The sequence below is a fragment of the Pedobacter sp. FW305-3-2-15-E-R2A2 genome (assembly GCF_038446955.1).
Classification (GTDB): Bacteria; Bacteroidota; Bacteroidia; order Sphingobacteriales; family Sphingobacteriaceae; genus Pedobacter.
In genome coordinates, this window is record NZ_CP151803.1 from 556,893 (window position 1) to 580,968 (window position 24,076).

Annotated in this window: 15 protein-coding genes and 1 pseudogene; 8 read left to right on the top strand and 8 right to left on the bottom strand. The window is 41.5% G+C overall.

All coding sequences use genetic code 11. The annotated features are described in order from the left end of the window. Positions 1-31 precede the first annotated feature (31 nt). From AAFF35_RS02220 to AAFF35_RS02240, 5 genes are all read left to right on the top strand, one after another. The gene (locus AAFF35_RS02220; RefSeq protein ID WP_342330682.1) at positions 32-394 is read left to right on the top strand and encodes a response regulator transcription factor; all 363 of its coding nucleotides are present in this window, start codon (positions 32-34) and stop codon (positions 392-394) included. Between the two features lie 554 nt (positions 395-948). Then, a complete protein-coding gene (locus tag AAFF35_RS02225) occupies positions 949-1,536 on the top strand; it encodes a hypothetical protein (protein ID WP_342330683.1) in 588 nt (195 codons plus the stop codon). 67 nt (positions 1,537-1,603) lie between these two features. Then, the gene (locus AAFF35_RS02230) at positions 1,604-2,101 is read left to right on the top strand and encodes a phosphoheptose isomerase (RefSeq protein ID WP_342330684.1); all 498 of its coding nucleotides are present in this window, start codon (positions 1,604-1,606) and stop codon (positions 2,099-2,101) included. Positions 2,102-2,217: 116 nt separating this feature from the next. Continuing rightward, positions 2,218-2,946: an acyl-CoA desaturase gene (locus AAFF35_RS02235; RefSeq protein ID WP_342330685.1), complete on the top strand. Its 729-nt coding sequence runs from the start codon at positions 2,218-2,220 to the stop codon at positions 2,944-2,946. Positions 2,947-2,996: 50 nt separating this feature from the next. After that, a complete protein-coding gene (locus AAFF35_RS02240) occupies positions 2,997-4,238 on the top strand; it encodes an FAD-dependent oxidoreductase (RefSeq protein ID WP_342330686.1) in 1,242 nt (413 codons plus the stop codon). Between the two features lie 152 nt (positions 4,239-4,390). On the opposite strand, the gene AAFF35_RS02245 is transcribed toward AAFF35_RS02240, so the two are convergent. The 5 genes from AAFF35_RS02245 to AAFF35_RS02265 form a co-directional block, all read right to left on the bottom strand. Continuing rightward, entirely contained in the window at positions 4,391-4,813 is a 423-nt protein-coding gene (locus AAFF35_RS02245) for an SH3 domain-containing protein (protein WP_342330687.1), read from the bottom strand. A gap of 18 nt (positions 4,814-4,831) precedes the next feature. Next, the gene (locus AAFF35_RS02250; RefSeq protein ID WP_342330688.1) at positions 4,832-5,323 is read right to left on the bottom strand and encodes a BON domain-containing protein; all 492 of its coding nucleotides are present in this window, start codon (positions 5,321-5,323) and stop codon (positions 4,832-4,834) included. 488 nt (positions 5,324-5,811) lie between these two features. Beyond that, positions 5,812-7,158: a DEAD/DEAH box helicase gene (locus AAFF35_RS02255; protein WP_342330689.1), complete on the bottom strand. Its 1,347-nt coding sequence runs from the start codon at positions 7,156-7,158 to the stop codon at positions 5,812-5,814. Positions 7,159-7,270: 112 nt separating this feature from the next. Beyond that, positions 7,271-8,617 (bottom strand): MFS transporter, encoded by a 1,347-nt coding sequence (locus tag AAFF35_RS02260; protein WP_342330690.1) that lies wholly within the window; start codon positions 8,615-8,617, stop codon positions 7,271-7,273. Between the two features lie 36 nt (positions 8,618-8,653). Further along, positions 8,654-10,024 carry an amino acid permease gene (locus AAFF35_RS02265; protein ID WP_342330691.1) on the bottom strand — a complete coding sequence of 457 codons (1,371 nt, stop codon included), beginning with the start codon at positions 10,022-10,024 and terminating at the stop codon, positions 8,654-8,656. A gap of 112 nt (positions 10,025-10,136) precedes the next feature. Between AAFF35_RS02265 and AAFF35_RS02270 the strand changes: the two genes are divergently transcribed. Beyond that, positions 10,137-12,053 carry a DNA topoisomerase IV subunit B gene (locus AAFF35_RS02270; protein ID WP_342330692.1) on the top strand — a complete coding sequence of 639 codons (1,917 nt, stop codon included), beginning with the start codon at positions 10,137-10,139 and terminating at the stop codon, positions 12,051-12,053. A gap of 20 nt (positions 12,054-12,073) precedes the next feature. On the opposite strand, the gene AAFF35_RS02275 is transcribed toward AAFF35_RS02270, so the two are convergent. The 3 genes from AAFF35_RS02275 to AAFF35_RS02285 are packed head-to-tail and all read right to left on the bottom strand — an operon-like array spanning position 12,074 to position 20,485. Then, positions 12,074-13,060: a YihY/virulence factor BrkB family protein gene (locus AAFF35_RS02275; RefSeq protein ID WP_342330693.1), complete on the bottom strand. Its 987-nt coding sequence runs from the start codon at positions 13,058-13,060 to the stop codon at positions 12,074-12,076. 8 nt (positions 13,061-13,068) lie between these two features. Continuing rightward, positions 13,069-15,321: a BamA/TamA family outer membrane protein gene (locus tag AAFF35_RS02280; protein ID WP_342330694.1), complete on the bottom strand. Its 2,253-nt coding sequence runs from the start codon at positions 15,319-15,321 to the stop codon at positions 13,069-13,071. A gap of 13 nt (positions 15,322-15,334) precedes the next feature. After that, a complete protein-coding gene (locus AAFF35_RS02285; protein ID WP_342330695.1) occupies positions 15,335-20,485 on the bottom strand; it encodes a translocation/assembly module TamB domain-containing protein in 5,151 nt (1,716 codons plus the stop codon). A gap of 164 nt (positions 20,486-20,649) precedes the next feature. Between AAFF35_RS02285 and AAFF35_RS02290 the strand changes: the two genes are divergently transcribed. Together AAFF35_RS02290 and AAFF35_RS02295 are read left to right on the top strand one after the other, a co-directional pair. Continuing rightward, positions 20,650-21,138 (top strand): cytidine deaminase, encoded by a 489-nt coding sequence (locus tag AAFF35_RS02290; protein ID WP_342330696.1) that lies wholly within the window; start codon positions 20,650-20,652, stop codon positions 21,136-21,138. A gap of 101 nt (positions 21,139-21,239) precedes the next feature. Then, positions 21,240-23,792, top strand: a pseudogene (locus AAFF35_RS02295) (DNA gyrase/topoisomerase IV subunit A); the annotation flags it as partial. Positions 23,793-24,076 lie beyond the last annotated feature (284 nt).

Here is a 24,076-nt window from a genome sequence, read left to right on the forward strand (position 1 = left end):
TCCGGTGAAGTTCCATTTAAAACAATTAAAAATGATCAAAAGAATACATGTACTTGAAGACGATGAAGATATCAGATATATAATTGGTGTTTTACTTAAAGATGAGGGGTATGAATTACAGCTTTCGTCTACTTTTACTGAATTAAAAGAGAAATTGAAAGATTCTGTTCCTGATTTATTCATTTTAGATGTCATGTTGCCGGATGGTGACGGTGCTGAAATTTGTAAAGACCTGAAATCAGATCTTTTTACTAAACACATTCCAATCATTGTGATGTCTGCAAATGATCAGAATAAAGAACTCAGCATTTCTGCCGGCGCGGATGATTACATCAGCAAACCATTCGATATTGATTATATTGTTAAAAGAATTAAAAAGCTGCTGGAAAAATAGTCAGCTTTCCCGAATATGATAAAGCCCTTTTTGTGCACACTTAACTGTATGCCCGGAAAGGGCTTTTTTATTTACAAAAGCTGTAAAAAGAAAACAGGGATAAACCTTGGAGAGGTATCCCTGTTAATTGATGGTTGGCCCACCACAGACCAACCTAAACCAAACAAACTATGACTATAACGGACTTCATTATAAGAAAGTTTTAATGAATTGAAATTAAACACTACTATGACAATTGAGGGACTGTATTTCGTAATAAAATCTATTTGTCATACTGGGATCTTCTTTTAGCTCATACTGATAATATAAATCGAGGTGGGTAATTAGACAGTCTGCTACGGGGTGTGGGAGCCCGGTCTCAACTTTGTAATAAATCCGATCTCCAATATTCAGGAAGGGGTTGAACTGATTTCTGATGTAGATGATTACAATATCTGAGATTTCATATTCCATGATTAAAGGTATCATGAAAAAATTAATTCTTCTCATTTCTGTTTTGTTATGACATTAGATTTTTTAGCTTTAAAAACTTAAATATTCGAAAGGGGGGAATTTTGGAAGATGCAATTAAAGGGATCGTACCGCATGTACTGAGCTTTGCGATCAATGAGTTTTGTAAAAATGGTTTTCTTCTTGCTTATGAGAAGGAGCTTTCCGACCTGAAAGGATTGGTAGATGCAGATTCGAATTCTGATACCGATTATGAATTGCTCAGATCAGTCGATGATGAGGTGGTCAAGCTATTGCTGTCCTCTGTAGATAAGACCCTCCAATGCTTAAGCACCTATTTTCTGATCAATAACCTGGATGAAATGGAGGTTTTAGGCAACGAGGAATATAATTTGCTGGCCTCAGATAATTATTATTGCTACCTGATGGACTGGGGAAGCCAGACTTACGCTGATCTGCTGGATAACTTGCCTGGTGTTTATCTGTCCATGGCACAGATGCTGTACCACACGAGTTGTCAGCTTGAACTGATGGTGATTGATGTTCCCGATGAAACTTATGAGGAGTTTCATGAGCGCTATTATGAGATTCTCGATCAGAAAATAGATAGCGATGATAAGAATGTAGCACTGCTCTATGACCTGATCGTAGCACTGAATGAAGACTTGCTGGAAATTAGCCGGCTGTCTTAATCCCCTGATCAGGAGTTTCATTTTACAGCGATATTATTATATTTGGCATGTAAAATATCAGAACAAAATGTCAGATCAGAAAAAAGAAATATTCGATGGCGTAGCTCAACGCTTAAAGATTGAAGGATTTAATGTGGTTAATCGTGATGAAACCCGCCCATGGGGAGGATTTTTTGTGATCGATGAAGACCAGGCGCAGCAGTTTGCCAATGTTTATTTTGACGGATTAAATGTTGATGAGCTGAAGATCTCAGGTAAACTGAGTCCTAAAATATTAATTGTAGCTCCTAAAACACGTCTTTCGTGGCAATATCACCACCGTCGTGCAGAAATATGGAGAGTGGTCAACGGTACGGTAGGCGTAAGTACCAGCGAAACTGATGAGCAAGGTGATGTTCAGCAATTGGCACCAGCACAAACGATCAAGTTAAAACAAGGCGAAAGACACCGTCTGATCGGTCTGGAGGATTGGGGAATCGTTTCTGAAATCTGGCAACATACTGATCCGGCAAACCCTTCTGACGAAAGCGATATCGTAAGGGTGCAGGACGACTTCGGCAGGTAAAATCAGGTGATCTAAGATATAATCCCGTATTGGTAAAACTTTTACGGGATTTTTTTTGCTATTTTTACCGTCCAAACATCCGTATAAATCTAATAGCCGTACGTATACCAATAAATATGATCATTTTAGTTTTCTTTCTTTTACACTGGTTCCTCTCTCTATTTTCACAAACTTTCTTTTTACACCGCTATGCTTCACATAAGATGTTCAAAATGAATGGTTTTTGGGAGAAATTTTTCTATGCCATTACTTTCCTGTCGCAGGGATCCTCTTTCTTAAATCCAAGGGCCTATGCCATTTTACACCGCATGCACCATGCATTTAGTGATACCGAAAAGGATCCGCACTCTCCACATTTTGTAAAAGATGTTTGGGGAATGATGATCAAAACAAAAAATATCTACCTCAATTACTCAAAATATAATGTAGAACCTGAAGAACAATTCAGGGATAAATACCCGTCATGGCCATTCATTGATAAGATTGGCGATTCCTGGATGACCAGAATTGTATTCATCTCTTTCTATATCTGGTTTTACGTTACCTTCGCTACCGCATGGTGGATGTTCTTATTGTTGCCGGTTCATTTCTTAATGGGACCGCTTCACGGTGCTATTGTGAACTGGTGCGGACATAAATATGGCTACTCAAATCACGATAATGACGATCATAGTAAAAACTCATTGCCATTGGATTTCCTGATGCTGGGTGAATTATTTCAGAACAATCACCATAAAAAACCAAATAACCCGAACTTCGCCTCGCGATGGTTTGAGTTTGATCCAACCTATCCGATTATGAAGGTGATGCATTGGCTTCACATCATCAGGATCCGGAAAGTTTAAAGGTCAGGGAAACGAGGTATCGGTTTTTATGAATTTAAAAAGAATACCTGATGGAAAAAGTAGCAATCATAGGAACCGGTCTCGCAGGAATGAGCTGCGGGCATTTTCTGCATGAAAAGTATGACCTGACCCTTTACGAAGAACAAGACCATATTGGCGGATATACCTGTCCCCTCGCTGTGGAAGATGCCGGAAAACGCGTTTTTATAGATGCAGGAGATCTGGTATTTGACCGTCAGCACCATCCTCAGCTAAGCGCTCTTTTTGATGCCATAAAATTCCCCCTAAAAAAAGCAGCACTGTCTTTCAGTGTACAATACCTTCCGGAGCATCTTGAATATCGGGGTCCGGACCTAAACCATTTATTCGCACAGCGTAGCAACCTGTTTAAGCCCTCTTTTCTAAAACTGGTAAAGGAAGTTCGCCGCTTTAATAAAAACAGTGCAGCGCTGCTGAATCAGCCGGAATATCAGGATTATTCCATTGCCCGCTATAGGAAAGAATTTGGATATAGCGAAGAACTGCTTTGGAAATTTTTGCTTCCCCTAAGTTCAGGACTATTGACCGCGCCATTGGCGCAAATTTCCGACTTCCCCATCGTTCCAATCCTCAAACATTTTCATAGTCTTGGCTTTTCCGGTCAGGACGATCGATATCAGGGATATACACCTATGCAGGGAAGTCAATCCTGGCAGGAATTGCTGACTCATCCTTTTAAGGATAAAATTCAGCTGAATAAAAAAGTAGGAAAAGTGGAGCGCCTGGAAGATGGTAAAGTGAAGATCCTTGCAACAGATGGTACAAAAGGGCTGTACGATCGTGTGATTATGACTTGTCCCGCTGATCAGTCTTATAAAATAGTAAAACACAAGAGCAAAGATGAAGAGCGATTGCTCTCCGCATTCCGTTACGGGTTGAACAAAATATTAATACATACCGACGCTGCAATTATGCCGAAGACAAAGGCAGCCTGGGCAAACTGGAATTATCGTACAGAACATAAAAACGATGAAAGCCCCTCGATTGCTACCTACTGGGTAAATAGCGGGCAACAGTTTTCCTCGAAACAGGATTATTTTATTTCCTTGAATGCTGGTTCAGTAGTTGATGAAAAGAAAATCATCAGAGAAATTGAAACAGGACAACTGATTTGTGATGTAACTGCAATGCAGGCACAGGCAGAATTACATCTGCTCAATCAGACAGGGCCAATTTACTATTGTGGAGGGTATTTTAAGAATGGTTTGGAAGGGGCACATATCAGTGCTGCTGAGTTGTGCAAAGCCTTTTAAAAAAGAAAAAACTGCATTACTCTTCAAAGACTGAAACCTTTTGCCCTGAAGGGGTCAAAAATTTATAGGTCTTCTCTGAGAATGCAGTTTTTGTCCGGAGCAAAACCCAACGTTAATAGCAAGGCTGTTTTTTCCGGGGTTTATTTTGTTTTTTATTCCACAGGGGTAAGGTATTGGGTAAATGAGTAACCTTGTTCTCCCTGATCAGTTTTGATCAACCACCATTGGTCGTTTTCTTTCCCTACAAGCGTAACCACTTCGTGTCTGGCTGCTTTACCAACGATGTCATCATTGGTACTAGGACCTTTACGGATGTTTAGGTTGGAACTGTTGGTAGTTACTTTTAATTTACTGCCTTCTACTACGCCGGCAACACTGTTGATATTCATCACGACATCACCTGATGCGTAATTGGGATCAAGGCGTTCGTAAGTATCCCATAGCTGTTGTTTTACCGTACCATTTGTAGCACCATCAATGTATAAAACACCATCTTGCTCACGTACGTTTAATTCATTCACGCCTGCAGCTGTTGCAGCGTCTATCAGTTCTTTATATTTTTCTTGTAAAGCCATTTTTATGTTCCTCCTGAATTATTTAATCACCAATTGATTGTCGACTTTTTTAGGTTTTAATGCGTTTAATGCCATCATCAGTTTCTGTAGATTGGCCTTTTGAAGTTCTCCTTTTAAAGTCACTACGCCATCTGCGACAGTTGCCGTAACGGTTGGGAAATCTTTTGTAGCATCTTTTACCGCCATAGCCAAAGGGCTATCTGCAGCAATTTCAACGTTGGTAATCGCAATAGTCAGGTTGTTTACTACAGAAGTTACACCAGGGACTGCAGCCGCTGCTTTACCCAGTTCTTCTTTAGTAGCTTCATCAGGAACCTGTCCGGAAAGCGTAGCCACTCCCTTTTCAACGGTTACACCGGAAGCAGTCAGTTTTGGATTGGCCTGTATTGCTGTTTCCACTGCAGTCTTCAGGTCTGCATCTTTCGGTTTGTTTTTGCATCCGGTAACTGTAGCTCCCATAAAGGCTACAACCATTACAAGAGCCATCATTTTGCTCATTAAGTTTTTCATTTTCTGATAGATTTTGTTTTTAACTATATACAAGATATAGAAAATACTTAACGTCTGATGTTAAAAAAAGTTTAACAAAAATGTTTTTTTAATGATTTTTTTAGAAATAAATTTTGAAGCAGTACAGGAAGTCACTCCCTTAGCAGAAGGGAATAGCAGCTAATGGAATAAAATTGAAAATGGGGGGCTCTTAAATAGTTTGTTTTGGGAAATCTGCTCCTGATAGATTTATGCTTAATAAGCTCGCTCTGATAAATCTGCTCCTAATAGATTTACGTTTAATAATCTTGCTTTGATAAACCTGTTCCTAATATGTTTGCTCCAAACTCAGCTCCCTGTTTGGTTTGTCCCTTCAGGAAATACAGCATTTAATAAAAAAATCAAGTATGCTAAGAGAAGATCTAGAAAATTTTGCCCTTTTTCAGGGCAAAAGATTTCAATCTTCGATTAGTATGCTTGATTTTTAGATTGGAGCAAAATTCCGCCCCTTATTTTTTAGAACTCCACCTGCGGCTTCCGCTGCTTGGTGTTCTCTTTGCACCGCTTAGGTTAGGTTCACGTTGACCTCCACCTTGACCACCACTTGCAGGCTTCCCATTTGCTCTGCTTCCTTGTCCGCGGGAGTTTCCACCCTGACCTCTGGAGTTTCCGCCTTGACCTTTAGGTTTTTCCGTTGCAGCGCTCATCAGGCTCTGCCAGCTCATGGCATAAGGATGATCTTCCGTTACCGGAATTTTCAGTGCAATAAGTTTCTCAATATCTTTAAGGAAATCTTTTTCTTCCGCATCGCAGAAAGAAAGCGCTGTTCCACTTAATCCCGCACGACCAGTACGACCGATTCTGTGTACATAAGTTTCAGGAATGTTCGGCAATTCATAGTTGATCACATGGGCAAGTTCATCAACATCAATTCCACGGGCAGCGATATCGGTTGCCACCAGGATTCTTGTTGTTTTAGCTTTGAAATTCGTTAATGCTCTTTGTCTTGCATTTTGCGATTTATTTCCGTGGATTGCTTCTGCTCTGATTCCTACTTTGATCAGGTCTTTTACGATTCGATCTGCACCATGTTTGGTTCTGGTAAATACCAATGCCGTTTCGATCGTTTTATCTTGTAAGATATGGATCAATAAGTTTTTCTTATCGTTCTTGGTTACAAAATACATCTCCTGCTTAATTTTCTCTGCGGTAGAAGATACCGGAGTAACTTCCACTTTTAAAGGGCTTGTCAGGATGGTATCTGCAAGTTTTTGAATTTCCTGAGGCATGGTTGCCGAGAAAAACAAGGTTTGTCTTTTTACAGGAAGCTTCGCGATTACCTTTTTAACATCATGGATGAAACCCATGTCCAGCATTCTGTCTGCTTCATCCAGAACGAAGATCTCGATGTCACGAAGGTTGATAAAACCTTGATTCATTAAATCTAATAATCTGCCAGGAGTAGCAACCAGGATGTCTACACCACGGTTAAGGGCATCAGTTTGTGCTTTTTGTCCCACACCACCGAAGATCACCAGGTGACGGATCGGAAGGTTTTTGCCATATGCTTTAAAGCTCTCTTCAATCTGGATAGCCAGTTCCCGCGTTGGTGTCAATACCAATGCTTTGATGGCTTTATGAACTTTAGTATTCGTATGTGGCTTACTCAGCAACTGAAGCATAGGGATGGCAAAGGCTGCAGTTTTACCTGTACCGGTTTGCGCACATCCTAATAAGTCTCTGCCTTGAAGTATGGTTGGGATAGATTGTTCTTGTATGGGGGTAGGTTGTGTATAACCTTCTGTTTGCAGCGCTTTTAAAATGGGCTCAATCAGGTTTAATTCTTCGAATAACAATGTGTTTGTCTTTTAATGTATAATAATGAAAACGAAAGAATATCGTTTCCCGTCAAAGGTACGTATAACTTTTGGCTTTTATGTGTTCCGTGAATTTATACTTAAATGCCTGTTAATTAATAGGTTTGTTCTCTTTAAAGCGGCTAAAAAATAATAAAGCAAGGACGCATAAGACAAAGCCTACCACTCCGTTTAACCGGAGTCCGTAGTCATGACCCGGATCCTTACCATAGACCGTTAGCATAGCAAAAATGGCAATGCCCATTGTTTGTCCTAACTTTACAAAGAGGTATTTTACCGCGAAGAACATGCCCTCATGGTTTTCGCCTGTTTCCAGGGTATCCTGCTGGGCGATATCGGCAAGAATGGCATTGGGTAAAATTCCAAGGGAGGCCAGGGGAAAGGAAGCGCAGACCACCAGAATATACATTTGCATTGTTGAAGAGAAGGGAAGTTTACCCAGGAAAAAAATGGTGACAAATATCAGGCTGAGCAGGCCAAAGGCCACCAGAACGAGGGGCTTTTTTCCGAATCTTTTTGAACCATAATTGATGAAAGGATAAAATACCAGGGAAAGGAGTACCATAATCCCCATAAACTTTCCGCCATCAGAATCCGGCAGGCCCAGCAGTACCGTTACAAAGAAGAGCAATCCACTGGAAATGATGCTCAGGGCGATATAATAACTGAAATCGGAAATCAGGTAATACTTAAAATTGGAATTTCTAAATGTATTTTTGATGGCCGGGATTAAGGCGATATGTGTGGGTTTTCCTTCTGTAAACTCTTTTTCATCGATCGAGATAATTGGTAAGATCATCACCAGACCGGAGAAAATGCTCAGTCCCCAGATGGTATACTGCAAAGCCTGAGCGCGGTCGGTAACCTGGAAAAAATCCTGAATCAGATCTGCATAATTATTGCACAAGGCGCCGATGATCATTCCAAATACAAAGCCGACCTGTTGATAAGTGGATAACCGCACCTTTTGATCCGGGCTATGGGTAAGCTCAGCTAATAATGCATTATAGGGAATGATATAAGTCGTTACAGAAATAAAAAAACCGGCCAGGACAAAAGTAAGCCACCAGGCATTGGTTACACTTTCTCCTTTTACCAGGGGATAGAAGACCAGGGAGCAGAAGATGACCGCAGGAATGATCGCATATTTCATGATCGGGATTCGCCTGCCTTTTGGATTTTTACTGCCATCACTCAGCGAGGCAATAAAAGGATCATAGATGGCATCAAATAACCTTCCCGAAGCGGCAATCAAAGACAAGATATTAAAAGCGCCGAATACCAGGAGTTGCGGTACTAAAGGGTGTAAGCCTGAATTGTTGGGGGGAAGATAAAAATAAGGCAGCATGACGATAATGATATTGGTCATGATGCTCCAGCCCATCATTCCGGCAGCGTAGGCGATTTCTTTTTTTATGGGCAATTGTTTTATCGGCATGATGAATAAAGGGCTTCGGTAGGTATATCAGGGTAATCAGTTCTGTTCATTTTTTGAGGTGGTATTGGCATTAAAGAAACGGTTGACGAAATAGATGAGGATAAATCCAGCGAAAATCAGCAGTCCATTTCTTCCTGCTTCAGGGTCATTCAGGTAAATGCTGATGCCAACAAAGGAATAAGCGGCAATAAAAATAAGTGGTAATAAAGGGTAGAATTTCATGCTGTATATCGTCTTTTTATCCAGGTGTGCCGTCCGTTTGCGGAGGAAGAAGATCGTTGCTGCGGAGGTTGCCATTCCGATACAGTCTAAAAAGATGGTGTAGTTCAGGATTTTGTCGAAGGTTTGCGCATAAAACAAAGTGAAGATAGAGATGATGGCAAAAACGGTCAGGCTCACAAACATCACTTCATTCTTTTTAGTTCTTTTTTTGAAAATTTTTGGGAGTGCTCCTTCTTCGCCCATAGCATACATCGCCCTTGGGTTGCTCAGCAGGTTAACATTGACATATCCCAGTACTGAAAAATAGATCAGGCAGGAAAGGACTGTAAATCCTGCCGGGCCAAAAATTTTTCCGGCAAGGATAGCGGCGATACTCTCTGCCGTTTTCAGTTGCTCGAAGCCGATGACCTTTACATAGGCATAATTGATGGACATATATAACACAATGATGATGGCCAGGCCGGTCATGATTGCCCTTGGGATTACTTTATTGGCCTCTTTGGTTTCCCCGCCAAAATTGATGGCTTGCTGGTAGCCTCCAAAAGTAAAAGAGACCGCAATCAGGCAGATGCCCAAAGCTTTTCCGTAATCTGTCCAGCTTGGTGGAATACCTGTTGTCGTCTTAAATTCCGGGAGACTACTACTGATGTTTTCCGCTCCCGGACCCATGAAAATCGCACCGATCAGGACGAGTACCATCCCAATTTTGATGATAGACAGCACATTCTGGGTCTTGGCACTGACCTTTAGGCCCATCAGGTTTAATACATAAAACAGGGCGATGGTAATTGCCGCAATAACAATCCTGTAAAATTCGGTCTGTAACTCCAGGGGCAGAATGATCTTGCTGAAATATTCTGCACCTATAATGGACACCCCGGCAACGGAAGCGGCATTGGAAACGACAATGATACAATTGATGGCAAAGGCAATGGATGGATGGTAAAATGCAGAAAATATCTTGTAATAACCGCCGGTTACCGGAAACCTGGACCCAATTTCGGCATAGGTCAGTGCGCCGCAAAGTGCCACCAATCCACCTATGATCCAGGCAGAAAAGAACAGTTCAGGGACCTGTGCGCCGGCGGCCACATTTACCGGCGTCCTGAATATTCCCATTCCTATGACCAGGCTCACCACAATCATAGATAAGTCGAAGAGGGAGAGCTGTTTCTTAGGCGGCATAGGATGTCGGTTTTATTCTTTGAAGATACAGGAAAATGTGTATTTGTTGAAACTTTGTGGTTGATTCCCCGGCATATTAGCTTAAATTTGTAAATCTACTCACACATACATCATGGCTGAACCGAATTATAACGAAGATAGTATACGCTCGCTCGATTGGAAGGAACACATCAGACTGCGTCCCGGTATGTATATCGGTAAACTTGGCGATGGTTCTGCGCAAGACGATGGGATTTATGTATTGCTTAAAGAGATCATGGACAACTCTATTGATGAGTTTGTGATGGGCTCCGGACGTACCATAGAAATCACGGTTTCCGATCAAAAAGTAAATGTGCGGGATTATGGTCGTGGAATTCCTTTGGGTAAAGTGATTGACTGTGTTTCCAAAATTAATACCGGTGGTAAATATGACAGCAATGCCTTTCAGAAATCCGTGGGTCTGAATGGGGTGGGTACGAAAGCCGTAAATGCTTTGTCTACCAGTTTTTCCGTTCAGTCTTACCGTGATAATAAAACTAAAAAGGTGGAGTTCTCGAAAGGAGAGATCGTGATCGACAACCCGATCATCGATACCACTCAGCGCAATGGTACCGCCATTACGTTTTATCCGGATGAAAGCATTTTCAGAAACTACCACTATATCTCTGACTTTGTGGAAAGCATGATCTGGAACTATGTGTTCCTGAATGCAGGGCTGACCATTAATTTTAACGGGGAAAAATATTTCTCCGAAAGAGGATTGTACGATCTGTTACATAAACATGCGGGGGCAGAAACCATTCGTTACCCGATCATTCACCTGAGAGGAAACGACATTGAGATTGCCATGACCCATGGACAACAATATGGTGAAGATTACCATTCTTTTGTAAACGGACAGCATACGACTCAGGGAGGTACACACCAGGCGGCATTCAGAGAAGCAGTGGTGAAAACGATCAGAGAGTTTTATAAGAAAGAATACGATGCCGCAGATATCAGGGCATCGATCATTGCTGCGATCTCTGTACGTGTTCAGGAACCGGTGTTTGAGTCGCAGACGAAAACAAAACTAGGCTCACAGAATATGGGACCGGACGGGCCTTCTGTAAGGACTTTCATCAATGATTTCGTGAAGAAAGAACTGGATGATTACCTGCACAAACATACAGATGTTGCAGATGCTTTATTGAAAAGAATCCTTCAGTCGGAGCGGGAACGTAAAGACATTGCCGGAATTAAAAAGCTGGCTAACGACAGAGCTAAAAAAGCATCCCTGCACAATAAAAAATTAAGAGACTGTAAGGTGCATTTCAACAGCACCCATGAAAAAAGATACGATACGACCTTATTCATTACTGAGGGAGATTCTGCTTCAGGATCGATCACCAAATCAAGGGATGTAGATTGTCAGGCGGTATTCAGCTTAAAGGGAAAACCTTTGAACTGTTACGAGCTGACTAAAAAAGTAGTGTATGAGAATGAAGAGTTCAACCTTTTGCAACATGCTTTAAATATTGAAGATGGTTTAGACGGATTACATTATAACAATATCGTAATCGCTACGGATGCCGATGTGGATGGAATGCACATCAGGTTGCTGATGATGACTTTCTTCCTTCAGTTTTTCCCTGACCTGGTTCGTTCAGGACACGTATACATCCTTCAGACCCCTTTATTCCGTGTTCGTAATAAAAAGGAAACGATCTATTGCTATAGTGATGACGAACGTAAGGCTGCAATTGCAAAGCTGGGTAACAAACCGGAGATCACCCGATTTAAAGGACTGGGAGAAATCTCACCAGATGAATTTGGATTGTTCATTGGTAAAGACATCAGGTTAGACCCTGTGATCCTGAAGGATCAGACGATTAAGAGTTTGCTGGAATACTACATGGGTAAGAACACACCAGACAGGCAGAAACACATTATCAGAAACCTAAGGGTAGAAAAAGATACCATAGAGGCGTTGGTTTCAGCGGATGAAAGCGCAGCCACCGCTGCGGTAAGTCATGATATTGTAGATGAAGAAAATATAGATGATTAATCAGTAATTGCGGAATCGGCTTAACCCTTTTCCGCATCTACTGTATCTTCCGGATGTTGTGGTGGAAGGACTTCTGCTTCACTCTCTACCACAATAGTTCGGGTCAGTACCGCATATTTACTTGGTGCAATTCCATGGTCATACTTCTCGGCATAAGCTTGCGTAAACTCTGCGCCAAAGTACAGGATAATCGCAGTATAGTAAATCCAGAGCAGGATCACAATAATGGATCCGGCGGCTCCAAAGGGAGAACCCGGATTTCCTTTTTCAATATAAATTCCAATCACATATTTACCCAGGCCAAATAGAAGGGCGGTAAACAACGCACCGATGATGGCAGGTTTCCACCTGATCCGGACATCCGGTAATACCTTAAATATAATGGCAAAGATGCAGGTCACTACAGCGAGTGTAAGGGCATTGGTGACGATGAGCATCATGATCTCCGACACTTCTTCAATCTGTATGTATTGAGCAATCTTATTGCCTAAACCAACGACTATACTATTAACCACCAGGGAAACAAGTAACAGGAAGCCCAAAGAAGCGATCAGTGAAAAAGAAAGCAACCTGTTGGTCAGGAATTTTTTCCATCCTTTTTTAGGTACTGCCTTTACTTTCCAGATGAGGTTGATGCTGTCCTGAATTTCAATAAATATAGCAGTGGCACCAATCACGAGCGTGGCGATCCCGATGATCAAGCCGAAGGTGCTTTTTCCGGAATAATTCGCATTGTTAACAAAGCTCCGCAGTTGATTGGCAGCATCATTACCGACGAGTTCGCTGATCTCACCAAATAATTTGGTGTTGGGATCCATGTTGTCTCCCAAAAATAAGGTAGCGGCAGAAATGACAATAATGATCAGTGGGGTGAGCGAAAATATCGTGTAATAAGCCAATGCAGCACTGAGTTTCATTACCCTATCCTCAATAAAGCCCTTTCCAGCCGCAATGAAGAGGTGACCCGTTGCTTTAAGAAAGCTGATTATTTTTTTTATAAAGTTCATAGTTTTGCTTAAAAAGGATATCCTATCCCAAGATTAAAGGTTAAGTTCTCTTTTCTCCAGGCTTTATCGCCGAAATTAAGATCGTTAATTACCCATCTTTTTCCTTCAGGGAGGTATGGTTTCCGGAGTGGAAAAGCAGCGTCTAAGCGGAGTACAAAGAAGGAAACGTCCATTCTTAATCCTGCACCGGTACCTACCGCCATTTCATTCATGAAGCTGTTGAATTTGAATTTAGCTCCAGGTCTGTTGACATCTTCTTTTCTGGTCCAGATATTTCCGGCGTCAATGAATAAAGCACCATAGAAGATGCTCACGAGTTTGAAACGCAGTTCTGTATTCAGCATGATCTTGATATCAGCACCCTGATCTTTGAAGGTAAGTTCCTCTTTTGGTATATAACTTCCCGGGCCAAGAAGTCTGGCGCCGAAGGCCCTGATGTCACTACTACCTCCTGCAAAGAACTGACGTACAAATGGGAGGGAAGTGCTGTTTCCATAAGTATAGCCGTAACCAACGTTGAATCTGCTGGCCCAGGTCGTGTTTTTATTAACCTTGTAATAATTTCTTATATCGCCTTCCAGGCGGATAAACTGAGAAAGGTCGGTACCAAATAAGGTTTTCTTTCCAAGGTTATTTTTGGAAGTAAACAATCCGGTTACATTTCCTGCCGTTTCCAGGTCTCCTGAAAAATAAATATTGTTTCTGCGGTTGTTGTCCACCTGATCATTATAGGTGAAATTGTAATTCAAGCCAATGATGTACTGGTCCTCTAAAGAATTTCTAAGCGCCGGATTTTTTCTAAACAGACTAGTGTCCTTTACATTAGATTTTACATAGTTAATCGAAATCGGGTTAAAGGTATGCTCTTTGAAAATGCTTTCTTTCCAGTTGTATCCAAATTCTCCTTTGATCGCATTTAAACTATAATCGGCCCTGCTCAGGATCTGATAAGAAGCCATGATATTGGTTCTTGGGATAAAGGCATTGGTGCTGTTAAATTTGAAAAAAGGAATCAGGAACCGGGGGAAAATCAATTTGGCCTGGCCGGTTAGAGAAAATGAGTTTCCCTGTTTAGTTTGCCCTCCTTTGATTTGTTGTTCAAAACCACCACTGGCACTTACCTCCAGTTGCTCTGCGCCACGGAAAACGTTCCTCGTGGTTTGTGTAATCTTTACTTCCGATCCTACGAAGTTATTGGATTTACTTGTTCCTGTAACCTGGAAGGAAAGTGAGTTTTTCTTTAATGGCGTTAAATAGAAATTGATGTCCAATTGATTGTTTTTAAAACTATCTACCGGAATAAAATCAGCCTTTACAAACTTAAACGTCCCAATGTTGACCATTCTGTTTAAAGACTGGTTATGGTCTCTTCTGTTATAGGTTTCTCCTTTATTGAAAAATACCAGGCGGTCAAATACGCCTAATTTGAACGTATTCTTAGGATCCAGGATTTTAAAATCCTTATACAATATCGGTTCACTGGCCTTAATGCCAGAGTCGTTTCTTAAGTTATAATTCGGATAGATCGTAATGTTATTGATCGTATATGGCTTCTTGGAAACATCAGGTGTGCTTTCTTTCACCTTTACAAACAGGTTAACCATATTTTTGCCGATGGTGCTATCTGCTTGTATCAACAGGAAATCAGGGCTAAAATAAAAATAACCGGCTTCCTTAAGGTCATTGTCAATTCTGATCCGTTCGTTTTTTATCGTCTCGAAATCATAAAAATCTCCGGCTTTGAGCAAGGACTTTGAGGCATTGCTATTGATATTAGCGACGATAACGGTACTGTCTTTTGGGAAAGTGACCTTATTGATTTTATACCTCTCGCCGGTTTGCGCAGTATAAATGGCTTTCACTTTTTTATTTTTAACGACGGTATCACCAGTCACTTCTGCTTGTAAATATCCCTGGGTGACAAGGTAACTCCTCAGTACATCATTATTGTATTTCAATTTTACCTGGCTTCCCAATACAGGGGGCTGCCCCTGTTTATTACGTAACCAATACCGGAACCCTTTTTCTTTCGTAGGTTGGCCCGCCAAATTATAAAAGAACAGCTTGTATTTGAAACCCAGAAAAGAACTGTTGGGAAGCGGCCTGGTCTTAGCTTCCAAAACACTTTTGATCCCTTTTTCATCCTTAATCTTTCCGGTAGAATCCGGATTGATTTTTACCGATGCACCTACATACAGATTTTCTCCTTCAGGCAAGTGTTTGGTCGTACTGCAGGCAGCAACCATCAAACACGAAATCATAAATAGTATAGGTTTAATTCGCTTTCTCATCTTTAGGCTTCTGTTCTGTTTTTTTCTTTCTGTTGTCTCTATCTCTGAATTTTCTGAAGATCTCTCTGAATCTGTTGTAATCTACCACCAAGGCAAAACCAAGGCCTGTTTCTATGATCTGACCTTCAATAATTCCTTCCGTCTGATTTCTTCTGTAGGCCCTTAATCGGTAACGGCCATCTTTTGATAACAAGTATTCGATGTTCACATTTCCTGCAATGTTATTGCTGCTTTGATTGGCTTGTTTTGGTCCTTCTAATCCGAAAGAGCTACCCACAGTTACTGTTAGCCTGTCGTCTAATAGTTTTTTAGACAAACCGATTTCCAGATCAGTCTTGTTTTCCATTTTTCCGGTAGAATAATCTTCTGAGGAATTCAATCCAAAGTTAATGTCTACCCCTTTGATCAGATCTGAGGCCAGGTTATTCATTTGCTGAGCGAGTAATCTGGTCGCACTTGAGCGGGCGAAAGATTCTGCAACATTATTGCCCCCACTGGCCAGACTCTGGAATGGATTGTCTGCAATAAAGCGACCTAAGGCAAGCAAGGCAAAAACCTGTTTGTTTAATTCGCTTTCATTTGCATTTACCTGCTGTAATTTGGTTTCTACCGCTCCGCCAAGTGCATTTTTCTCGTTTTCCGGTAGTGCAATGCGGAAAGCAATAATGGGTTTCATCAATTCTCCGGTAATGTCAAGGTAGACCTGGAACGGGAATTTTTGTTTGGCCTGATTCTTTAACATTTCCTGATCCTGTACCTGATCATTAACCAGATCTATCGCCGGTGCGTTCACCTCACGTACTGCGGTGATGTTTACATTTGCTGAAGTCGGTTCCCCTGTCCAGACAATGCTGCTTCCCTGCTGGATCTTAAAGTCCATTTTTTTAGGCCCAACGCTAAGGTTATAGGCCCCGTCTGATAACAGGTATCGTCCGGTTAGGCTCATTTTTCCGCTAGGATCCATTGTTGCATTCAGACTGCCTTCACCTTTTACTTTTAATTGATCTCCGGTCACTGCATCTACTACGACAGTAAATTCTGCTTCTTTATCCAGATCGATATCTGCGCTCAGGTTAAATCCTTTGAAAGCAGATTTAGGAATACTATCGGTATGAATTGCCTTTTTGCCATTAAATGGCGGAGCATCTTCATCAATAAATTCGACGATTCCTTCCTGGTCAACAATGGAAGGATCGGAGTCAACCATGGCAAAGAAGAACTTTGTTCCTTTATTTACCTGTAGGTTCATATCAATGTCGGGTTGGTTCATGTCGCCCCTGATTTTAAAGGAGCGGGTGCTGACGAAGACCTTTCCATAGATCATTTCATTGTCTTTAGCCGTGGAGTTCATCAACCTGAAATTATTGGCTGAAACATCCAGGCCGAAGCGGAAGTCCTGGTAATTTGTAGTGTAGATCATCCCATCCACCTTTAAAGGTTGTCCGATAGAATCGAGGATGTTGAAATTGTCAAACTTAACGCCTTCATCCGTAAAGCTGATGGTTTCATTCGGCATCTTAAAATAAGAATTTACATAAGTTGCGGTGAATGCGGCCTGTTTGAAATTAATGTCTCCTAATATTTTAGGGGAAGTGAGTTCTCCCTTTACGGACAATTGCCCTGTGATCGTTCCTGAACCATTTTTAATCTGCCCCATGGATACACTTTCCAGGCCTTTCAGGTCAATTTTATCGATATTCAACGTAAGGTCCAATGCACTTTTAGGTGCTGTATAATAGAAACCATTTGCACGGAGTTCATGCACTCCGGTTAAGGCAATATTCGTTTCAAAAGCATTTTCGGTATTGTTGTTTACTGCAACTCTTAAAGTGCCGAGCTGGTCTTTCTGATAGCGCAGCTGATCAATGGTCAGGTTGGCCTCAAATTTAGGCATTCCTGTCAGGTCTTTTGCATCTACTGTTCCATTGATGGATCCGCCTACAAGAGAACTATCCTGCTCTGCAAATTTGGTCAGGGTTTCTATTCTGAAATCCTTGAACAGGACTTTTAATGGGGAATTGGGTTCGTTGTTAACGCTGTTGATGCTCAGTAACTGGTTGTCTTTGCTCAAGTCAAAACTTCTGGCAGAGATGCCGGACTGCCCAAATTGGATATAGTTATCGGCAGATATCGCCCACTTCTGGTAATCCAATATCAGTTTCTGCGGATCAAAGCTAAAACGGAAATCTTTATTGATCGACTGGAAATTGCCTCCAAGCAGGTATTTGTTTTTCAGTTTACTGTCTCTTAAAAAGATATTGACCCCAAGGTTATTATTTGCAGCAGCGCCACTTATTTCCGTATTGAACAGATTGATGGAAGAACTTTGCATGCTCTTCACCGTCAGCTTGTAATTCAGCTTCTGATCGTTATTATCGATGCTCAGCTTAGTACTATCGACCTTGTAATCTCCATAAACCACTTGTGGAACCCAGGCTTTCATGGTTAAACTGTCTTTCTTCGTGTCCAGTAATCCATAAATCATGGAAGGAGAGAAGGTCGTTAACTCAGGAACGAAGTTCTGAATGAATTTAGGGTTATAGATCCTGGCAAAGAAGCGGAACCGTTGATCCGGAATTCTTTTTACCTCTCCGAACTGGTAATATTTATTGATCTGATTGGTCACTGCTGTCGCCAGATTGGTCAGCTGATACTGGCCATCTATCCTCGCCCTCATGAGTTCTGATCTTAAGGTGAGTAAACTCTTTTCCGCACTGGTTTCTGCATGTAGGTTAATGGTGTCCACATTGAAACGCTGTCCGTCTTTTACTACCTGCAAGCCCCTGATGAAAACATCTCCGTTCAGGTAATCCACATCAGCAGTACTCAGGTTCGCGTCTACTGTTCCTGCAAGCTTAAATTCCGTCGGACTGAAATTTAATTTCCTTAAATCTACCTGACCTAAATCCATTTTGGCTTTTACCGCCGGGTATTTTCCGGCGATGTTTACCGCTGCGGTTAAGTTAAAATTGGCATTGCTATCTGCCATATTACTTTTCAGGTCTAGTTTCTGTTGTGCATAAGTACCGTTGAGCTTCAGGTTTTTATACGTGTATTTGTTGTAATAGGCACTGATCACTTCTGCATTGAACTTCACCGCCGCTTTTTTAGCATCCAGTCCTATTCCGTTTACAGTTGCTTTTGCCGTTATCCTGCCCAGTTGTGCTTGCTGTTTCAATAACCGACCCACATTGAAGTTGTTAAGGTTGATATCTGCGGTATAACTTTCTTTCCCTTTCGGACCTTTCATACTGGCAAGAAGCTTTGCCGCTCCCATGTCTGTATTGATGTTAAAGCCTGTTTTAAAATTGGTCAGCGAGCCTGTAAACTTACCGTTTGCCTGAATCGCATTTGGCAGTTCAATATTTGTGGGTAATGATTTTTTAGGAATCAACACCAGCAGGTCTTTTTTCGTTAAAGAGAATTTCTTGACATTCAGGTCCAGGAATAACTTGTTCATATCCGGTAGTCCTTTGGCGGTTCCACTGATGTCTATATTGGTGCTTTTCAGTCCGGAAATCTGCAGACGGGGAATGGAAAGGTTATTCAGATATCCATTTACGTTGGCATTGACCTTAATTTTTTCATTTCTATATTCCAGAGGAACAGCATCGCTGAAATAGGCTGCGTCTTTAAGTCCTATGGTGGAGTTTTTGAACAACATGTTCATTTTTACGCGTTCCGGATGTTTCGTCAGGTCCTCCATTGAGGTGTAATTCAGTTCCGTGGCATTCTCTATAGCGGTGTTTGGAGTCTTCAACAGGAAGTTTTTTACTTTTATGGCTTTGTCGGAGTAAAGGACATCGCCCTGCAGTTTCAATAATTGGAAACCGCTTTTCTCTGTGAATACGCCTTCTTTGACTTTTACTTTGATGCTGCCATCCGAACCATAGCCCAGTTCTTCTGCAACAAGTCCGAGGTCCTTTATCTTTAAATGGTTAAAGTCCATTCCTTTGCCTGGCTTTGCCGACATATTGTCGAACTGTATGTTGTTTTTAGAAAGGCTCAATTTGCTCAGGAGCAAAGAGATGGGAGCGGAGGCCGAAGCCGTATCTGCTTTTGCCGTTGTCTTAGCTGGAGGGCTGGGTTTAAACGCAAAGAGGACATCTGAATTGTTTAAAGTTGCCTCATCCACCTGATACTTACTCTTATTCAGATCGGCGATCAGCTTGCTGATAGAAAATTCTTTAAGGTCTACGTTTGCTTTCATCTCGCTGGCAGCAGCAGTATAGCTGACCTTAGAATTGTTAATCTTTGCCGTTTCTGCCTTATAATTGTTATTGGTCAGATCTGCAATGAGCTTGTTAACGAGCAGCTCATTCAGGTTCACATCGGCACTCATTTGAGAAAGCCGGTCGTCGAAGGCGATCCTGATGTTGTTAAACGCAAAATCTTCCACCTCCACATAGGGGAGTTTTCCTGATTCCGTTTTTGCGGTATCAATGCTTTTTTCCAGGTGTTCCTTTAACTGAGTTAAAGGTTTTGTCTGGAAATATTTCAGGTTGGAGTTTTTGAGACTAAGTGTTTTGATCACATAACGCTGATGGTCCAGGTCAAAATCTTTAATGTTTGTTTTAAATTCACCCAGGCTTAATTTTACTTCATTTCCTGCGACGTCATCACGGTAAACAATGCCAATATCTTCCAGATTGATCTTGCTAACGGAGAACTTAAGCGTCGAGGTGGTATCTTTCTGAACCTGATCTTCCGGTTTTTTCTCTTCAGACATAAAAGCGTCTACTAAAAAGGAGAAATTAAAAGCAGTGTCCGGGTTGATACGGGTCACATTGGCCCTGATTTTTTGCAGGGAGATGTTGTTGATCTCTACCTTGTTGCTCAGTAATTTGAATAGACTAATGTCTACGGCCAGCTTTTGTGCATACAGTAGTGTATCTCCTTTTTTATCTTCCAGGTAAAACTTATTGAGGACTACATCTTTTGGAAAAGCGATATGGATGCTCTCCAGGCGAACTTCAGTATGGGTTTTGTTTTTCAGATAGCCGAGGGCTTTATCCTTTACGAAGTTTTGGACAGCGGGAATATTCAGGGAAAGTGCAACAAGGACAACGAGCATAATGATGCTGGCGATAATCCAAAGTACAACTTTAAGACTTTTACGTATATATTTATTCAATTGACTTTAATTGAGAGTTTCTAGCCGTTATTAACCAAAATCATGCCACCGGAGGCCTTTTTTGGGTTATTATAGTATATCTACAATCAATATAATAAAATTGTTTAAAACAAGGTGTTAAAATTTCATGTTCGTGAAATATGGAAAAATTGTATGTTTAAGCTATGAATGAGAGAAATTTTAGTATCAGCTACCAGTCGTTTAAGGGATTGGAAGAGCTAAGTGAAAACGATAAAGCATTGTGCTTAAAGGCAGAAGAGGCGCTAAATACTTCGTATTCGCCCTATTCCAGGTTTAAAGTAGGGACGGCACTTCAGTTAAAAGGAGGTAAGGTGGTATTGGGAAGTAACCAGGAAAATGTGGCTTACCCTTCGGGATTATGTGCAGAAAGAGTTGCTTTATTTGCCATCGGTTCGTCAGATCCGAATGCGGTGATTGAAAGTATGGCAATTACGGCAAAAACTGATAACTTTGTCATCGAAAAACCGGTCACTTCCTGTGGTGCCTGTTTACAGGTCATGGCGGAGGTAGAGCAAAAGCAAAAGCAGGAAATAGAAGTCTTGTTCTATTGTATCAACGGTGAAATTTTAAAAGTCAAAGGAATTAAGAACCTCTTGCCCTTCGTATTTGTCGAAGCACGGTTGGTGGTGTAATTCATTCCTGTAAAAGGGGTTCTTAACAAAGAACTGTTAGCAACTCGGTTCTTAAAATTTCGTTTTCAACCCTTATATTTACAACATCCAATCCTTTTTTGATGAGCGAAGAAATAGAAAACAACATAAACGAAGAAAGCAAACATACCGTAATTCCTATCAATGGCCTTTACGAAAACTGGTTCCTCGATTATGCTTCTTATGTAATTCTTGATCGGGCAGTACCACATATTAATGATGGTTTAAAACCTGTTCAGCGACGCATTTTACACTCGCTGAAAGAGATGGATGACGGACGGTTTAATAAAGCAGCAAACGTTATTGGAAATACGATGAAGTATCACCCCCATGGGGATGCTTCTATCGGTGATGCCATGGTACAGATCGGACAAAAAGATTTGCTGATCGATTGCCAGGGAAACTGGGGTGACCCGATTACCGGTGATAGTGCTGCTGCACCACGTTATATTGAAGCCCGTCTGTCGAAGTTTGCTAATGAAGTGGTCTTCAATGGGGATACTACTGTATGGCAATTGAGTTATGATGGCCGTAACAATGAACCGATCACGTTACCGGTAAAGTTTCCTTTGCTATTGGCACAGGGAGCAGAAGGTATTGCAGTGGGGCTGGCTACGAAAGTTATGCCTCACAATTTTATTGAATTGCTCGAAGCCTCCATTGAAGCGCTAAAGGGGCATCGCCCAAATATATTACCCGATTTCTTTACCGGAGGAATGGCAGATTTTTCTGCGTATAACGAAGGAATGCGTGGCGGTAAAATCAGGGTAAGGGCCAAGATTACGGAGAAGGACAAAAAAACACTGGTGATTACGGAAATTCCTTTCAGTACCACTACTGGCTCTGTGATCGACAGCATCTTGTCTGCCAATGATAAGGGAAAGATCAAAATCAAGAAGATAGAAGACAATACTGCAGCACATGTGGAGATTGTGGTTCAGCTGGCTCCGGGAATTTCTCCTGATGTAACCATTGACGCCCTTTATGCTTTTACTTCATGCGAAGTTTCGATCTCCCCAAATACCTGTATCATTAAAGGAGATAAGCCTCATTTTATGAGTGTGAACGATATTCTTATCGAGAACACTCAAAATACCAAGGCTTTATTGAAGCAGGAATTAGAAATTAAACTACATGAACTTCAGGAGAAAATTTTCTTTAGCTCATTGCTAAAGCTCTTTATTCAGGAGGGGATGTATAAAAATGCAGAATATGAGAATTCAGGGAACTTTGATGTAGTAGTCGAGGTGCTGAATAAATTATTCGCCCCGTTTATGGCGCAACTTTACCGGGAAATCCTGCCGGAAGATTTTAAAAAGCTGATCGATAAACCAATGAGTAGCATCACCCGCTTTGATGTGAAAAAAGCGGATGAGCAGATGAAATCATTGGCGGATGAGATTAAAGTGGTTAAAAACCATTTGCGTCACCTGACAGAATATGCCATTGCCTGGTTCCAGAAGTTACTGGATAAATACAGCAAAGGCAGGGAGCGTAAAACGGAAATCCGTTTGTTCGACAGGGTGGAAGCATCGAAAGTTGCTTTGGCCAATGTGAAATTATACATGAACCGCGAAGATGGTTTCATCGGAACCGGTTTGCGTAAAGATGAGTTTATTGCAGATTGTTCTGATCTGGATGAAATCATCGTGTTCAGGGAAGATGGTAAATGTATCATCACCAAGGTTGCCGATAAGAATTTTGTGGGTAAAGGAATTCTTCATGCCCAGGTATTTAAGAAAGGTGATGAACGGACGATTTACAACCTGATTTATAAAGACGGAGCAAGTGGCATTTCTTATGTCAAACGTTTTGCGGTAGTGGGTGTTACCCGTGATAAGGAATACGACCTGACCAAGGGAAGTAAAGGATCTAAAGTTTTATACTTTACGGCAAACCCGAACGGAGAAGCAGAGATCGTAACGATCTTACTGAAACCACATACGAAGTTAAAGAAACTCCAGTTTGATCTGGACTATGCTGATATCGCGATTAAAGGACGTGGTTCGCAAGGAAATATTGTATCTAAGTACCCGATTAAAAAGGTCTTGCTGAAAAGTAAAGGTGTTTCTACCTTATCCGGATTAAAGATCTGGTATGATGACCTGTTGAGAAGATTAAATGTAGATGGCCGCGGTAAGTATCTTGGTGAATTTGATGGGGATGATAAGATCCTTCAGGTTCATAGAGATGGATGGTATGAGCTGAGTACTTTCGAACTGAGCAACCATTTTGATGCGGATTTGATTTTAATCCAGAAATTTGACCCGGAAAAACCATTTGCCGTCGTACAATATGAAGGAAAGGCTAAAAATCACTTTATCAAACGTTTTGTTTTTGAAGCGATTGGTGTAGGGAAGAAGCTGAGCCTGATCTCGGAGGAGAACGGATCGAAATTCCTGCACCTGACGAGCAATCCGGAAGCGATGCTTAAAGTGGATGTACTGAAAGGTAAAACACAGATCCCTGAAACATTGGAGATCTTATTGGCAGAATTTATTGATGTTAAAGGTATCCGTGCAAATGGAAACAGACTGACACAGCATGATGTTCAGCATATCGAGATCTTCAACCATGAGGAAGAAGAGTTGATCGAAGAAGGAAAAGCAGTAACTGAAGAGGAAACGACGGAAGATGGAGATTCAGAATCCACAGATCTGCCATCGGCAAGTACGGAGTCTGAACAGGAAAGAGAGGATACCGAGCCAGTTGAAGAAGATGATGTGGAGCCTGCGGATGTTCCGGAAATAGCGGAAGAAGTGTTGGAGGCAGCTGAGGATGATGCTTTGGAAGTAATTGAAGCGGAAACCCCGGAGGTTGCTGAGGAGGCAGTTCAGGAAGTCGTGGAGGAGAAAGAAGAAGAAATTCCTGTGAAGCGGACCACTGCAAAAACAAAGAAGGTATTGGTCGAAGAGACTGT

Excerpts from the sequence above, each read along its gene's own strand:
- AAFF35_RS02220 (WP_342330682.1), top strand. The coding sequence starts at position 32 with ATGATCAAAAGAATACATGTACTTGAAGACGATGAAGATATCAGATAT.
- AAFF35_RS02230 (WP_342330684.1), top strand. The coding sequence starts at position 1,604 with ATGTCAGATCAGAAAAAAGAAATATTCGATGGCGTAGCTCAACGCTTA.
- AAFF35_RS02235 (WP_342330685.1), top strand. The coding sequence starts at position 2,218 with ATGATCATTTTAGTTTTCTTTCTTTTACACTGGTTCCTCTCTCTATTT.
- AAFF35_RS02240 (WP_342330686.1), top strand. The coding sequence starts at position 2,997 with ATGGAAAAAGTAGCAATCATAGGAACCGGTCTCGCAGGAATGAGCTGC.
- AAFF35_RS02245 (WP_342330687.1), bottom strand. The coding sequence starts at position 4,813 with ATGGCTTTACAAGAAAAATATAAAGAACTGATAGACGCTGCAACAGCT.
- AAFF35_RS02250 (WP_342330688.1), bottom strand. The coding sequence starts at position 5,323 with ATGAAAAACTTAATGAGCAAAATGATGGCTCTTGTAATGGTTGTAGCC.
- AAFF35_RS02260 (WP_342330690.1), bottom strand. The coding sequence starts at position 8,617 with ATGCCGATAAAACAATTGCCCATAAAAAAAGAAATCGCCTACGCTGCC.
- AAFF35_RS02265 (WP_342330691.1), bottom strand. The coding sequence starts at position 10,024 with ATGCCGCCTAAGAAACAGCTCTCCCTCTTCGACTTATCTATGATTGTG.
- AAFF35_RS02270 (WP_342330692.1), top strand. The coding sequence starts at position 10,137 with ATGGCTGAACCGAATTATAACGAAGATAGTATACGCTCGCTCGATTGG.
- AAFF35_RS02275 (WP_342330693.1), bottom strand. The coding sequence starts at position 13,060 with ATGAACTTTATAAAAAAAATAATCAGCTTTCTTAAAGCAACGGGTCAC.
- AAFF35_RS02280 (WP_342330694.1), bottom strand. The coding sequence starts at position 15,321 with ATGATTTCGTGTTTGATGGTTGCTGCCTGCAGTACGACCAAACACTTG.
- AAFF35_RS02290 (WP_342330696.1), top strand. The coding sequence starts at position 20,650 with ATGAATGAGAGAAATTTTAGTATCAGCTACCAGTCGTTTAAGGGATTG.